11 protein-coding genes are annotated in these 14331 nt (G+C 67.5%); 7 read left to right on the top strand and 4 right to left on the bottom strand.

The window, feature by feature from the left end; genetic code table 11:
- Nucleotides 1–40 precede the first annotated feature (40 nt).
- The 7 genes from Q9246_RS05385 to Q9246_RS05355 all read left to right on the top strand — a co-directional run bounded on the left by Q9246_RS05385 (nucleotide 41) and on the right by Q9246_RS05355 (nucleotide 7491).
- On the top strand, nucleotides 41–1345 hold the full coding sequence (locus tag Q9246_RS05385) for a class I SAM-dependent methyltransferase (protein WP_306396019.1): 1305 nt from the start codon (nucleotides 41–43) through the stop codon (nucleotides 1343–1345).
- Between the two features lie 98 nt (nucleotides 1346–1443).
- The gene (locus Q9246_RS05380) at nucleotides 1444–2061 is read left to right on the top strand and encodes an MEDS domain-containing protein (RefSeq protein ID WP_306396016.1); all 618 of its coding nucleotides are present in this window, start codon (nucleotides 1444–1446) and stop codon (nucleotides 2059–2061) included.
- Entirely contained in the window at nucleotides 2054–3736 is a 1683-nt protein-coding gene (locus Q9246_RS05375) for a hybrid sensor histidine kinase/response regulator (protein ID WP_306396015.1), read from the top strand. The genes Q9246_RS05380 and Q9246_RS05375 overlap by 8 nt, the downstream gene beginning before the upstream one ends.
- An 89-nt stretch (nucleotides 3737–3825) precedes the next feature.
- On the top strand, nucleotides 3826–4524 hold the full coding sequence (locus Q9246_RS05370; protein ID WP_479692553.1) for a dienelactone hydrolase family protein: 699 nt from the start codon (nucleotides 3826–3828) through the stop codon (nucleotides 4522–4524).
- A 129-nt stretch (nucleotides 4525–4653) separates the two neighbouring features.
- Nucleotides 4654–5622 (top strand): TerC family protein, encoded by a 969-nt coding sequence (locus Q9246_RS05365; RefSeq protein WP_306396012.1) that lies wholly within the window; start codon nucleotides 4654–4656, stop codon nucleotides 5620–5622.
- A gap of 171 nt (nucleotides 5623–5793) precedes the next feature.
- Nucleotides 5794–6543, top strand: coding sequence for a DUF6345 domain-containing protein (locus Q9246_RS05360; protein ID WP_306396011.1), 750 nt, complete (start codon nucleotides 5794–5796; stop codon nucleotides 6541–6543).
- A 3-nt stretch (nucleotides 6544–6546) separates the two neighbouring features.
- On the top strand, nucleotides 6547–7491 hold the full coding sequence (locus Q9246_RS05355) for a hypothetical protein (RefSeq protein WP_306396010.1): 945 nt from the start codon (nucleotides 6547–6549) through the stop codon (nucleotides 7489–7491).
- A 5-nt stretch (nucleotides 7492–7496) separates the two neighbouring features.
- On the opposite strand, the gene Q9246_RS05350 is transcribed toward Q9246_RS05355, so the two are convergent.
- From Q9246_RS05350 to nirB, 4 genes are read right to left on the bottom strand one after another with little or no spacing between them, the layout of a single operon-like run.
- A complete protein-coding gene (locus Q9246_RS05350) occupies nucleotides 7497–10193 on the bottom strand; it encodes a nitrate reductase (RefSeq protein ID WP_306396008.1) in 2697 nt (898 codons plus the stop codon).
- Between the two features lie 13 nt (nucleotides 10194–10206).
- Complete coding sequence (locus tag Q9246_RS05345) at nucleotides 10207–11436, bottom strand: NAD(P)/FAD-dependent oxidoreductase (protein WP_306396006.1); 1230 nt, start codon at nucleotides 11434–11436, stop codon at nucleotides 10207–10209.
- Entirely contained in the window at nucleotides 11433–11780 is a 348-nt protein-coding gene (nirD, locus tag Q9246_RS05340; RefSeq protein WP_306396004.1) for a nitrite reductase small subunit NirD, read from the bottom strand. The genes Q9246_RS05345 and nirD overlap by 4 nt, the downstream gene beginning before the upstream one ends.
- Before the next feature lie 11 nt (nucleotides 11781–11791).
- Entirely contained in the window at nucleotides 11792–14320 is a 2529-nt protein-coding gene (gene nirB / locus Q9246_RS05335) for a nitrite reductase large subunit NirB (protein WP_306396002.1), read from the bottom strand.
- Between the last annotated feature and the right edge of the window lie 11 nt (nucleotides 14321–14331).

Genomic DNA, 14331 nt, shown 5'->3' with positions numbered 1-14331 from the left:
TGGCGCCCAGTGCGCCGTGCCGGTCGTTTCAGCACCATTCATGCAAGCACCCGCCGCCTACGTCACCGATCGCGTCTACCCCTCCTACTTTTATCCGGAGTCGCAACCGCTGTGGCTGTCGACCGTGGCGCGGCTGCGCGGCCTGCGCGGGCCGGACCTGGATCGCGCCTACCGCTACTGCGAGCTGGGGTGCGGGACGGGATTCAATGTCATCCTTGCCGCAGCCCTGAATCCGGTCGGGCACTTCACCGGCGTCGACATCAACCGCGAGCACATCGAACTCGCACGGGCGCTGGCGCGCGACATGGGCGTGCGCAATGTCGAATTCCACTGCCGCGATCTGCAGGGCTTCGTGCAGGACAATACGGTCGCTTTCGACATCGCCAACTGCCATGGGATGTGGTCGTGGGTGGCGCCGGGGGTCCAGCGCAGCATCCTCGAATTCGTCGCGCGCCACCTGAAGCCCAAGGGGCTGTTCTGCCTGCACTATATGTGCCATCCGGGGTCGACGGCCATGATCCCGGTCCACCAGCTGTTTCGCAGCATGGCGCGCCAGGGCAAGGGCGATTCGCGGGCGGCGGTCGCGCGTGGGTTGGAGGCGGTCGAACGGCTGCTGGCGGCGGGCTACTACGACGACCAGCCGCGCCTGCGCGAACGGTTGCAAGGCCTGAAGCGCGCCGATGCCGACGCCCTGGCGCACGAATTGCTGGCCGAATTCTTCAGCGTGCATCATGCCGGCGACATCCACTGGCTGGCCGCGCAGGCGGGGTTGTCGTTCATCGGGTCCTCGGAACCGTTCTATAACACCGATCCAGCCCTCTGCCTGCCAAGCGACATGCATCCGCTGCTGGAGAGCGACAGCTCGCCAGCCTTCGTCGAAACGCTCAAGGACATGGGGAGCCGGCGGCCGCACCGCAGCGACGTGTTCCAGAAAAATGCGGCCCTTCCCGATGCGCGGGAGAGGCGGGAAGCGCTCGATTCGCTCGTTTTCCTCTACGACGGCGCCGCCGCGCCGGACTTCCCGGCCATCGCCACGCCGCTGGGGCCGATGACGGTGTCCGACGAAGCCTTCTTGCGGCTGGCCGAACTGGCCAGAACCGACGGACGTGTCGCATTCAGGGACTTCGCCGCGGCGCTGCCGGCCGGGACTGCCGACGGCAGGGGCGTGCAGGCCGCGCGCATGATGCTGCATGCGGGGTTGCTACGGCCGGAGCAGCCAGAAGCATCCAGGGCCGGCGTCCAAAGGCTCGCGGCGATCGACCGCCTGCTGGCCGCGAGAAATGTCGGTTTGCGCCTGCGCCGGGACTGCGCAAGTGGCCAGTTCCTGCGGACGCAGGCCTGGTAGGGGGCACGGCAGATCCGGGAATATCGTCGCCGGATGCCCGGCAGCAGTTATACTGGGCCGCTGGCCGCTCCGGTCAGCCACCACAGGGGTAAGGAATCATGGATCGACTGTCGCTGGCGGGTACCGAACTCCAGTACCTTCACGTTTGCGCTTTTTTCAATAGCCGCGACGAGGAATACGATGTGCTGCTGCCGTTCTTCAAGGAAGCCCTGGCGCAGGGCGAGAAGAACATCCACATAGTCAACCCCGACAACACCGAGGATCATCGCCGGCGCCTGGGCGAGGCCGGGATGGACACTCCCCATTGCGAAGCCTGCGGCCAGCTCGAAGTGCTGCACTGGAAGCAGACCTATCTCGACGAGAGCGGGAGCTTCAACAAGGACAGGATGCTGGCCACGGTCGACTACCTGACCGGCGCCGGACGCGACCCGGCATTTTCGCGGGTACGCATCATGGGCGACATGGACTGGGTCTTCGCCGGCACGCCCGGCGCGGCCGACATCCTCGAATACGAGGCCGAAGTCAACGAGGTTCTCGAACGCAACAAGCAGCCGGCCGTCTGCGTGTACGACATCGCCAAGCTGTCCGGCGCGATGATGATGGATGTGCTGCGCACCCACCCGCTGACCCTGATCGACGGCGTGGTCCAGGAAAACCCCTTCTTCACGCCGCCCCAGGACATGCTGAAGGAACTGCGGGCGCGCAAACGTGCCTGACGATTCGCTCGCCAGCGATGCAGCGGCCGCCGGCCCCCTCCCCATGAACGCCGACGCTGGCCAGGCAGACGCGCGGCGTGGCATGCGCGACTTGATGGGCTTGCTCTCGCTGTCGGCGCTATGGCTCGGCAAGGACGGGGCCACCGTGCTGGAATTGATGACGCAAGCCGTCGAGCGCCTGGCGCCGCTGTCCTTTTCGGTGGTCGAGGCCAGGCTGTTGCCCGGCGAAGCGCCGCGCTGGTTCGTGCGCGCTGGCGGCGTCCAGTTGCCCGATGCGGCGCACGACACCTGGCGCGCGGCAACGCCAGGCTGGCCGAAGGCGGCCGGCATGTCGGCCAGCACCGGCGGCTTCTGCGACACGCCGATGGGACCCATGCGCGTGATCCGGCTCGAACTGGGTGTCGGCGCCCACGATAGTGGCGCCTGGTTCGGATCGAACGAACCCGGATTCCCGAGCGACACGGCGCTGGCGATCCTGCGCGCCGCGGCATCGCTCGCGGCCACCGGCCTGCAGGCGGCCCGCACGCGCCACGCACAGGAAGAGGCCGACCGCCTGAAAGACGAATTCCTCGCCATGCTGGGACATGAGCTGCGCAATCCGCTGGCGCCGATCCGGGCCGGCGCCAGCATCTGGCAATCCGATGACGTCACGCCGGAACAGCTCAAGCAAACCGGCGCCATCATCGAACGCCAGGTGCAGCACATGACCCACCTGGTCGACGACCTGCTCGATGTTTCGCGGCTGTCGACCGGCGCCATCGTGCTCGAACGCGGCATCGTCGACATACGCGAGGTAGTGGCGCTGGCGCTCGAGCAGACCGGCTCGCACATCGAGGGCCAGGGTCACGTGCTGGCGACCGCCATCCCCGACGCCGCATTCCCGGTCGATGGCGACATCAAGCGGCTGGTGCAGATTCTGGCGAACCTCTTGCACAACGCCGCCAAGTACACGCCGCGCGGCGGCCGGATCGCCCTGTCGGTGCGCGCCAGCGACAGCACGGTCTGCGTCGGCGTGCAAGATAACGGCATCGGCATCGAAGCCGCGATGATGTCGCGGATATTCGACCTGTTCACCCAGGTCAGGCGCTCGGGCGACCGCAGCGACGGCGGGCTCGGTGTCGGCCTGGCGCTGGCGCGGCGGCTGGTGGACCTGCATGGTGGCACGCTCGCGGCCGCGAGCGAAGGGCTCGGCCACGGCACCCGGATCGAGATGTCGCTGCCACTGGCGGCGCCGGTTGCATCAGCGCCGGCACCGACGGCCGCCGCAGCGCCGGCGCCGGTGGCGCTGAAAGTGCTGGTGGTCGACGACAACGAAGACGCGGGGTCGACCATGGGCATGCTGCTGGAGGCGCTGGGCCACGTGGTCAGGGTCGTGCACCACCCGCTGGCGGCGCTCGAACTGGCGCCCGTCTTTACGCCGGACGTGTTCCTGCTCGATATCGGCCTGCCCGACATGGATGGCTACGTGCTTGCGCGCCGCCTGCAGGCATTGCCGTGCACCGCCAATGCGCGATTCGTCGCACTCACCGGCTTCGGCCAGGCGAGCGACCAGCGGCAGGCGTTCGAGGCGGGTTTCCACCACCACTGCACCAAACCCGTGGAGTTGCAGGTGCTCGACGCGATCTTTACGCAGATCGTCGTCGAAAATGGCAAGCGTGAACAGCGCATGCGCTGAAAATCGCCCCATTCGCCGTATCATATGTGCCCCAGTGGCCGAACGCTGTTACCGGTTGGCATCCACAATTTCAACCCATGAGGAACCCCATGTCCGAACAACTCACCGTCACCACCGCCGATCGCAGCTTCGACTGCTATGTCGCACGTCCCGACGTCGGCGGTACCTATCCCGTCATCGTCGTGCTGCAGGAAATCTTCGGCGTCAATGGCGGCATCCGCAGCATCGCGGACAACTATGCCGCCAAGGGCTATATCGCCGTCGCCCCCGACCTGTTCTGGCGCACCGATCCCGGCATCCAGCTGTCCGAAGCCAATGAAGCCGACGTCGCCAAGGCCTTCGCGATGTACCAGGCCTACGATTTCGATCATGGCGTGCAGGACATCGCCGCCACCATCAGCGCCGCGCGCACGATGGAAGGCAGCACCGGCAAGGTCGGCGTCACCGGCTACTGCCTGGGCGGCCTGATGACCTACCTGGCCGCGGCCCGTACCGACGGCGACGCCTTCGCGGCCTACTACGGCGGCGGCACCGACCAGTACCTGCACGAGGCCAAGCATATCGGCGCGCCCCTGCTCTATCACCTGGCGGGCGCCGACGAATACATCGGCCCCGAGGCGCAGGAGCAGATCAAGGCTGCGCTGGAAGACAAGGCCGATGCCGAAGTCCACGTCTATCCGGGTCGCGATCATGCGTTCGCGCGGCCGGGCGGCAGTCATTACGATCATGACGATGCGACGCTGGCCAATAGCAGGAGTGACGAGTTTTTTGCGCGGACCCTGCGCTAAGCGTCTCCTGCCTGCCGGCGCCCTGCCGGCAGGTCCCATCCGTGCGGCCTTCCCGCGCGGCGCATGCTTTAATGCCATCGCCCGCCGGCGCTCGATAGCCCGACGTTCATCGCCATCCACGGAGAAGCCATGCTCGAATCGGTCGGTACCCCCACCCTCTACCTGTCGTTCACCGCCTTCGTGGTCGTCATGCTGGCCATCGACTTCTTCGGCCTCAAGACCGCCGGCGACCACAAGGTCAGCACCAAAGAGGCCGCCCTCTGGTCGCTGGTCTGGATCACGGTCGCCCTGGCCTTCGGCGCCTGGTTCTACTGGTACCTGGAGGGCCTGTCCGGCCCCGTCGTCGCGCGCGAGAAGGCGCTCGAATACCTCACCGGCTACCTGATCGAAAAATCGCTTGCGGTCGATAACGTGTTCGTCTGGATCACCCTGTTCAGCTTCTTCGGCGTGCCGGCCCAGTACCAGAAGCGCGTGCTGCTGTACGGCGTGCTCGGCGCCATCGTGCTGCGCGCGATCCTGATCTACCTGGGCGCCCTGCTGCTGGCCCAGTTCCACTGGATCCTGTACGTGTTCGGCCTGTTCCTGCTGTACACCGGCATCCAGATGCTGCTCTCGGCCGACAGCGAACCCGACCTGGCCGACAACAAGGTCCTCAAATGGCTGCGCGGGCATATGCGCATCACCAACGAGTACCATGGCGAGCACTTCTTCGTGATCCAGAACGGCCTGCGCTACGCAACGCCGATGTTCGTGGTGCTGATCATGGTCGAGATCACCGACGTGATCTTCGCCGTCGATTCGATTCCCGCCATCTTCGCCGTTACCGGCGACCCGTTCATCGTGTTCACCTCGAACGTGTTCGCCATCCTGGGCCTGCGCGCGATGTACTTCCTGCTGGCCGACATGGCCGACCGCTTCCACCTGCTCAAGTATGGCCTGGCGGCGATCCTGATCTTCATCGGCGTCAAGATGCTGCTGCTCGACATCTTCAAGATTCCCACCGGCATCGCGCTCGGCGTCGTCGGCGCCATCCTGGTGACGTCGGTGGTTGCCAGCCTGATGACGACCAAACCGACCAGGGCGCCGCCACCGACCTGACGCTCGACGCCACGCAAACCCGACGGGCTCATCTATCCGCACGGAACCGCAACCGTCGCAAAGCCTGATCTTCGCCATAGCCGTCCTGCCTGCGCCGACTACTGTATCCCGAGCCACTGCCCACCCATCAGGGTGCGGCAGCATGGCTTTCCGATACGAAAGGAGAACCTCATGGCAAGGTTCGGGGTAGAAGCAATCAGGTATTTCAACCATGCGCGCGCCGCCGGCGTGAGCACGGCGGGAGACCTGACGTACACCTTTAACAGAAGCAATGGCTTTGACAGCAAGCTGCGCTCGGCCGGTCACACCCGCGCATTCTACTGGGCCAATACCGACGTCTGGGAAACCGATATCCGCGACACCGACCAGGGCGGCAACGACAGCAACTGGGTCGACGACGTCGACCTGTTCTGGATCGAGACGCACGGCAATTCCGAGGCCGATGGACGGGCGCGCATGCTGTACGACATCGCGCGTACCGATTGGCGCACCTGGTCAGACCGCTGGCAACTGGGCGAGGACTGGAACAGCGAATGGGTGATGGCCTATTCCTGCCACACGGTCAACCTGGATGCCGTCGCCGGCCTGTGGAACATCTTCGCGCGCCTGCACATCTATTGCGGCGCCTGGGGCGATATGTACGATGGCATCACCACCGACGAATGCGGCGAAGACGTGGCCGACAACCTGGTCGATGGCGACACCGTTTCCAGTGCCTGGCACGACGGCGTGTCCGACTGGTGGGTCGACAACCATCCGGTCACGGTCTGCGTCGGCGACGCCGCCACCTGGAACGGCGGCAGCATCCGCTGGGATCTCTCCGCCATCAACCGCGACCACCTGTGGGGCCATGGCAGCGTGAGTCCCGACCTGGCGCCGGCGCAGCAGGCATGTCTTTTGTGGAAGTGGACGGAGGGCTGAACCATGAACCAGCAAACGCTGATCGATAACCTGATGAAGACCGGCGCCCATGCCGTACCTGGCCGCGCCGACGTGATCGCGCTCACCCCGCTCACGCGCGACGATGCGCGCGCCGGCATGAACCGCTTCCTGACCGCGCTGCACGAAGCCGACATCTGCCGCCACGACCGCGCCAACCTTGCCGACCGCGGCGAACGCAGCGTGGCGCACCTGGCCGATGGCGCGCGCGCCGTGGTCTACCACGCCTCGGGCGCGCTGCAGTACGTGTCCGGCCTGGCGCCGTTCCAGGCGCCGTATGAACGCCTGGAAGAAACGCCGGCGCTCGTGCGCCAGCTGGAACAGGCCGCGCAGCGGCTAGACCTGGCGGCCTGGGTCAATGAACGGGGCAACCTCGCCTTCGAGCGCCTGTGGCAGACCAAGGCGCGCGGCGCCGACCGCGACCAGAGGCTGTCGGATACCCTGCTGGTGCGCGCCACCGGGGCCTGGCGCCATGCGGTGGACGAGATCCCGGTGCTGGGCGCGGCCTCGGTCGCCCTGCGCCTGGCCGGCGACGGCACGGTCGACGCGCTGTCCATGCGCATCCGGCACAGCGATGCCGAGGTGCTCGACACCGCCCCCGTCATCGAGGCCGAACTCGCCGCGCGCCAACTGGCAGAACGCCTGGCCGGTGTGCTGGGCAAGTCGAAGGAACGCTTGCCGGCCGACGTCGTGCAGTCGGCCGCGATGCGCTTCGGCTATCTCGACCTGGGCAGGCGCAAGGCCCAACGCGTGCTGGCGCCGGCCTATGTGGCGCAGATCGTGCTGCAGCACCGGCTCGAGCGGCAAGCCTATGTGCTCGCGGTGTCGGCGACCGAGCGGCCGTATCTCGAGTTGCCGCTGTTCGGCAGCGAGGCGCCGCAGTTGCGTGCGCGTGGCATGCATCCCGTTTGCCGCGACGACGCGTCGTAAACCGGTCAGGCCGTGGTGACGGTCACGCGTACTTGCTGCAACAAGGTCCTGATCTCGGGCAGGCACGATCCACAGTTGCCGCCTGCCCGCAGGCTGGCTGTCACCTCGGCTGGCGTCTTCAAATCCTGCTGCTCGATGGCCGCGCAGATCGTGTTGCGGCCGACGCCGAAGCAGGAGCAGACGGTCGGCCCCGGATCCGGCCCCTGGGCCGGCGCCCGGCCGGCCAGCAGGATCGCGCGTTCGCGCTGGCTCAACTCGGCCTGGGCGAACAGTTCGCCGAGCCAGGCGCGCGCCGGCAAGTCCGGCCGGCGCGACACGAACAGGCAGGCTTCCAGCCGGCCATCGACCACCAGCGCCGCGCGCAGCATGCCTTCCGATGTATCCTGGTACTCGATCCAGTCCGCGTCGTCGCCCGCCTCCAGCAGCGCGCGCGCCATGTCGGGCGACACCGGCTCGCGGCCGCCCAGTTCATAGCGCACGAAGCCGCTGCCGCGCACGCGGGTCCAGTGCGCCACCCGCTCCAGGTTCAATTCCTGGCGGCTGAGGATGAAGCCATACCAGGCCACGCCGAACGGTTCCACCCGCACCGGCGTATGCTTGAATTCGGGCTCGCCCGACACCGGATCGACTTCCGGATTCACCAGCGCCCCGACCCGCGCGTCGGACGCGGTCTGGCCATTCCAGTGGATCGGCACGAACACGCTGCCGCGCGCGATGCCGCCGCCGTGCGCCACGCGCGCCACCATCGCACCCCATTGCGAGCTGACGCGGGCCAGTTCTCCCTCGCGCACGCCGGCCAGCAGCGCGTCGTGCGGGTGCAGGTCGACGAAAGGTTCCGGTGCATGGCCGGCCAGGCGCGGAGATTTTCCGGTGCGCGTCATCGTGTGCCACTGGTCGCGCAGGCGGCCGGTATTGAGCGCCAGCGGGAATTCGCCGCTAGTTGCATGCACCGGCGCACGCGGCGCGGTGGCGACGAAGCGCGCCTTGCCGTCCGGGTGGGAAAAGCGGCCGTCGCCGAAGAGGCGCGCGCTGCCCTCGGTCGCGGAATGCAGCGGCCACTGCACCGGCTCCAGGGCATCATAGGCAGCGCGGTCCATGCCCACCAGCGGATCGAGCCGGAAGGCGCGCTCATAGCCCGCTTCGCCATTCTTCCAGGTCGACAGGCGCGCATGCTCGTCGAAGATCGCATGCGCGCCCTCGTAATCGAAACCGGCGAAGCCCATGCGCCGCGCCACCTCGCACAGCGCCTGCCAGTCGGCGCGCGCCTCGCCCGGCGCCGGCAGGAAGGCGCGCTGGCGCGAGATGCAGCGTTCGGAATTGGTCACCGTGCCATCCTTCTCGCCCCAGGCCAGCGCCGGTAACGCGACGTGCGCATAAGCTCCAACGTCGGTGTTCGCCACCACGTCCGACACCACCACCAGCTCGCAGGCGGCAAGCGCACGCCGCACCTGGTCGGCGTCCGGCATGCTGACCACCGGATTGGTGGCCATGATCCACACCGCCTTGACCTTGCCCTCCTCTATCGCGCGGAACAGGTCGACCGCCTTCAGGCCGGGCTTGTCGGCGATGCGCGGCGCATCCCAGAAGGTGCGCACCGCCTCGCGGTGCCCGGCGTTGTCGAGATCGAGGTGGGCCGCCAGCATGTTCGCCAGCCCACCCACTTCGCGCCCGCCCATCGCATTCGGCTGGCCGGTCAGCGAGAACGGTCCCATGCCGGGGCGGCCGATGCGGCCGGTCAAAAGGTGGCAGTTGATGATGGCATTGACCTTGTCGGTGCCGCTCGACGACTGGTTGACGCCCATCGAGAAGGCGGTCACCACCTTGTCGGTGCGCGCGAACAGGTCGTAGAAGGCGCGTAGCTGCACCGGGTCGATGCCGCAGGCGCGCGCCACCTCGTCCACGCCGCCGCCGGCATCGGCAGTGCCGAGCGCCGCCTCCAGGCCCTGCGTATGCGCCGCGACGAAGTCACGGTCGACAAAGCCTTCGCATGCAAGATGGGCCAGCAGGCCGTTGAACAGGCGCACATCGCTGCCGGGCTTGAGCGGCAGGTGCAGGTCGGCCAGCTCGCAGGTGGCCGTGCGGCGCGGGTCGAGCACGACGATCTGCAGTTCGGAACGCGCCTCCTTCGCCTTGACGATGCGCTGGAACAGCGTCGGATGGCACCAGGCGGCGTTCGAGCCGACCAGCACGATGACGTCCGCCAGTTCGAAGTCCTCGTAGCAGCCCGGCACCACGTCTTCGCCGAAGGCGCGCTTGTGGCCCGCCACGGCCGACGACATGCACAGGCGCGAGTTGGTGTCGATATTCGCGCTGCCGACGTAGCCCTTCATGAACTTGTTGGCGACGTAGTAATCCTCGGTGAGGATCTGGCCCGAGACGTACAGCGCCACCGCATCCGGCCCGTGCTCGTCGACGATGCGCCTGAAACCGTCGGCGACGGTGTCGAGCGCGTCGTCCCAGCCGGCACGCGCCATCGCGCCGTCGCGTCGCACGCCTGGATACAGCAGGCGGCCATCGAGGCCGAGCGTCTCGCCCAGGGCCGAACCCTTGACGCACAGGCGGCCGCGGTTGGCGGCGTGCGCGGCATCGCCTTCGATCAGCGCGCCGCCATCGCCCAGCGGCGTGGCCTTGACGCCGCAGCCGACGCCGCAGTAGGGACAGGTGGTGCGGACTTCCTTGAGCGGGATCGGCATGTGCGACATAAGTGACTCTCTTCTACGCGGCCTGCGCTTCACACAGCGCAGGCCCGAACAACAATCGATCGCGCAGCGCCGAGATTTCGGCGCCGCGCTGGATCAGGTCGAAATACCAAGGGCCGTCCGCCACGTCGCCATACAGCACGGCGCCGGTGATGCGGTTCCCTTCGAGCACCAGGCGCTTGTAGACACCGGCGCGGCGGTCGCGCAGCACCAGGTCTTGCGTGCCCGGCCCGCCGACGATGTTGCCGGCCGAGTACAGGTCGATGCCGGTGACCTTCAGCTTGGTGGCAGTGGCCTGCTGCACGTAGCGGCGATGGCCCAGGCCGGCCAGGTGGGCGGCGCACACGCGCGCCTGGTCCCAGATCGGCGCCACCAGGCCGAAGGTCGCCTTGCGGTGCTGGACGCACTCGCCCACCGCGTACACGCGCGGGTCGTAGCTTTGCAGGGTGTCGTCGACCACGATGGCGCGCTCGACGTGCAGGCCGGCTTCGCGCGCCAGCGCCACATTCGGCCGCACGCCGGCCGCCATCACCACCAGGTCGGCCGGCACCTCGAAGCCGTCGGTGAAGCGAACTCTTTCCACCTTGCCGCTGCCGAGGATGGCCGCGGTCTGGGCGCCGAGCAGGATGCGCAAGCCGCGCCGCTCCAGCGCGCTTTTCAGCAGCAGCGAGGCGTCGACGTCGAGCTGCTGGTTCAGCAGGCTCTGGGTGAGATGGACAACGGTCACGTCCATGCCCTGCCGCAGCAGGCCGTTGGCCGCTTCCAGCCCCAGCAGCCCGCCGCCGATCACGACCGCATGCCTGCCGTCGCGCGCCGCCTGCAGCATGGTGTCGACGTCGTCAAGGTCGCGAAAGCCCACCACGCCCGGCAAATCCGCGCCCGGCACCGGCACGATGAAGGGTTGCGAGCCGGTCGCCAGCAGCAGGCGGTCATACGCCACCTCCTTGCCCGAACGCGCGCTCACGATGCGCCGCTTACGGTCGATCGCCACCACCGGATCGCCCGCGTACAGGGTGATGCCGTGTTCCTCGTACCAGCTGCGCGGATGCAGCACGATCTCGTCCGCGGTCTTTTCGCCGGCCAGCACCGGCGACAGCATGATGCGGTTGTAGTTCACGCGCGGCTCGGCGCCGAACACGGTGATGTCGTAGAGCTCGGGCGCCAGCGCCAGCAGCTCCTCGACCGTGCGCATGCCGGCCATGCCGTTGCCGACCACGACCAGGGAGGGCTTCACAGCCGACTTCATGCGGCGACCCACACCTGCCCGGCGTCGATCCGCGCCGGGTAGCTGGCCACCGACTGCGCCGGCGCTTCCAGGCATTCGCCGCTCTGCAGGTCGAAGTGCTGCTTGTAGATCGGCGACGCCACCACGATGCGCTCGCCGATGCTGCCCACCAGCCCGCGCGACAGCACGGCGGCCTGCGAATTCGGATCGTAGTTATCGATGGCGAACACGCGCGGCTGGTCGCCGCCGACGCGGAACACCGCCACCTGGCGGCCATTCAGCAAGGCGCACACGCCGGTGTCGGGCACGATCTCGTCCAGGGTGCAGATCGCGGTCCAGTTGTCGAGTTGAAGATCACGGTGCATGGCTACGCTCCTTAAATGACGGCGGCAATGGGGATGGTGCGGCGGCGTTCGTCGAAGGTGGCCGGACGCACCTGGCCACGCTCGGGCACGAACACGACGTTGTCGTCGGCCTGGGCGCTGTTGACGAAGTGGCGGAAGCGGCGGCGCACGGCAGGATCGGTGACGGCTTCCTTCCACTCGCAGGCATAGGTGTCGACCACGTGCTGCATCTGCGCTTCGAGCTCCTGCGCGATGCCCAGGCTGTCGTCGATCACGACCGCCTTCAGGTAGTCGAGCCCACCTTCCAGGTTTTCGCGCCAGGTGCTGGTGCGCTGCAGGCGTTCGGCGGTGCGCACGTAGAACATCAGGAAGCGGTCCGTCAGGCGCACCACTTCTTCTTCGCTCAGGTTCGAGGCGATCAGTTCGGCGTGGCGCGGCTTCATGCCGCCGTTGCCGCACACGTAGAGGTTCCAGCCCTTGTCGGTGGCGATGAGGCCGACGTCCTTGCCCTGGGCTTCGGCGCACTCGCGGGTGCAGCCCGAGACGCCGAACTTGATCTTGTGCGGCGCGCGCAATCCCTTGTAGCGGTTTTCCAGCGCGATGGCGAAGCCCACGCTGTCGCCGACGCCGTAGCGGCACCAGGTCGAGCCGACGCAGGATTTCACGGTGCGCAGCGATTTGCCGTAGGCGTGGCCCGACTCGAAACCGGCCGCGATCAGCTCTTCCCAGATCGCGGGCAGCTGGTCCACGCGGGCGCCGAACAGGTCGACCCGCTGGCCGCCGGTGATCTTGGTGTACAGGCCGTACTTCTTGGCCACCATCCCCACCGCGATCAGGCCGTCGGCCGTGACTTCGCCGCCCGGCATGCGCGGCACCACGGAATAAGTGCCGTCCTTCTGGATGTTGCCCAGGAAGTAGTCGTTCGAATCCTGCAGGCTGGCGTGCTTCGGCTTCAGCACGAAATCATTCCACACCGAGGCCAGGATATTGGCGGCGGTCGGCTTGCAGACGTCGCAACCGAGGCCCTTGCCGTGGCGCGCCAGCAGTTCGCCGAAGTCCTTGATGCCTTCGACGCGTACCAGGTGATAGAGCTCCTGGCGCGAATACGGGAAGTGCTCGCACAGGTGGTTGTTGACCGCCACGCCCAGTTTTTTCAGCTCGGCGTTGAGGACTTGCGTCACCAGCGGCACGCAGCCGCCGCAGGCGGTGCCGGCCGAGGTGCAGCTTTTCAGCGCGCCGATGGTGGTGGCGCCGCCGGCGACCGCCGCGCACAGGGCGCCCTTGCTGACGTCGTTGCACGAGCAGACCTGGGCCGTGGCTGGCAGCTTGTCGACGCCGATCGCCGGGCGGGCCGCGCCGCCGTCCTCGGGCAGGATCAGGTATTCGGGCGCTTCCGGCAGCTCGATCCTGTTGAGCATTGTCTGCAGCAGCGCGCCGTAGGCGGTGGCGTCGCCCACCAGCACGCCGCCCAGCAGGTACTTGCCGCAGCTGGAGACGACGATCTTGCGATAGGTTTGACGGCGTTCGTCGAGGAACTGGTAGCTGCGGCTGCCCGGCGTGGCGCCGTGGGCATCGCCGATGCTGGCCACGTCCACGCCCATCAGTTTCAGCTTGGTGCTCATGTCGGCGCCGGCGAAGCCGCACTCGCTGCCCAGCAGATGGCGCGCCGCGGTGCGCGCCATATCGTAGCCCGGCGCCACCAGGCCATACAGCTGGCCATTCCACAAGGCGCATTCGCCGATCGCGTAGATATGCGGGTCCGAGGTCACGCAGCGGTCATCGATCACGACGCCACCGCGGGCGCCAATCTCCAGGCCAGAGGCGCGCGCCAGCTCGTCGCGCGGGCGGATGCCGGCCGAGAACACGATCATGTCGGTGTCCAGGTGCGTGCCGTCCGCGAACTGCATGCGGTGGGTGGCCTGCTCGCCGTCGACGATCGCCAGCGTGTTCTTGCCGGTATGGACGCCAACGCCCAGCTCTTCGATGCGGGTGCGCAGCACGCGTGCGCCGGGATCGTCGACCTGCACCGCCATCAGGCGCGGCGCGAATTCGACCACGTGGGCATCCAGGCCCAGGTCGCGCAGCGCCTTCGCGCATTCGAGACCCAGCAGGCCGCCGCCGATCACCACGCCGGTTGTCGACCGCGCGCCGCACTCCTGCATCGCTTCCAGGTCTTCGATGGTGCGATAGACGAAGCAATCCTTGCGATCCGCGCCAGGAACGGGCGGCACGAAGGGATAGGAGCCCGTCGCCAGCACCAGCCGGTCATAGACGACGGAGGAACCGTCGGCCAGGCTCACGCTCTGCGCCGCGCGGTCGACCCCGACCACTTTCGCATTCAGGCGCAGCACCATGTCCTCGCGCTCGAAGAACCCCGGTGCGACCAGCGACAGGTCGTCCGCCGTCTTCCCGGCGAAGAATTCCGACAGGTGCACGCGGTCGTAGGCCGGCCGGGGCTCTTCGCCCAGCACGGTCACGCGCAGATCCTGGCGTCCGCTGGCGGCCAGGGTTTCGAGGAATTTATGGCCCACCATGCCGTGGCCGATGACGACGATATGCATTTGCTGCTCCT

Source organism: Telluria beijingensis (assembly GCF_030770395.1).
Classification (GTDB): domain Bacteria; phylum Pseudomonadota; class Gammaproteobacteria; order Burkholderiales; family Burkholderiaceae_D; genus Telluria; species Telluria beijingensis.
Note: the sequence above shows the minus strand (reverse complement) of the source record. Positions and strands in the feature narration are given on the sequence as shown.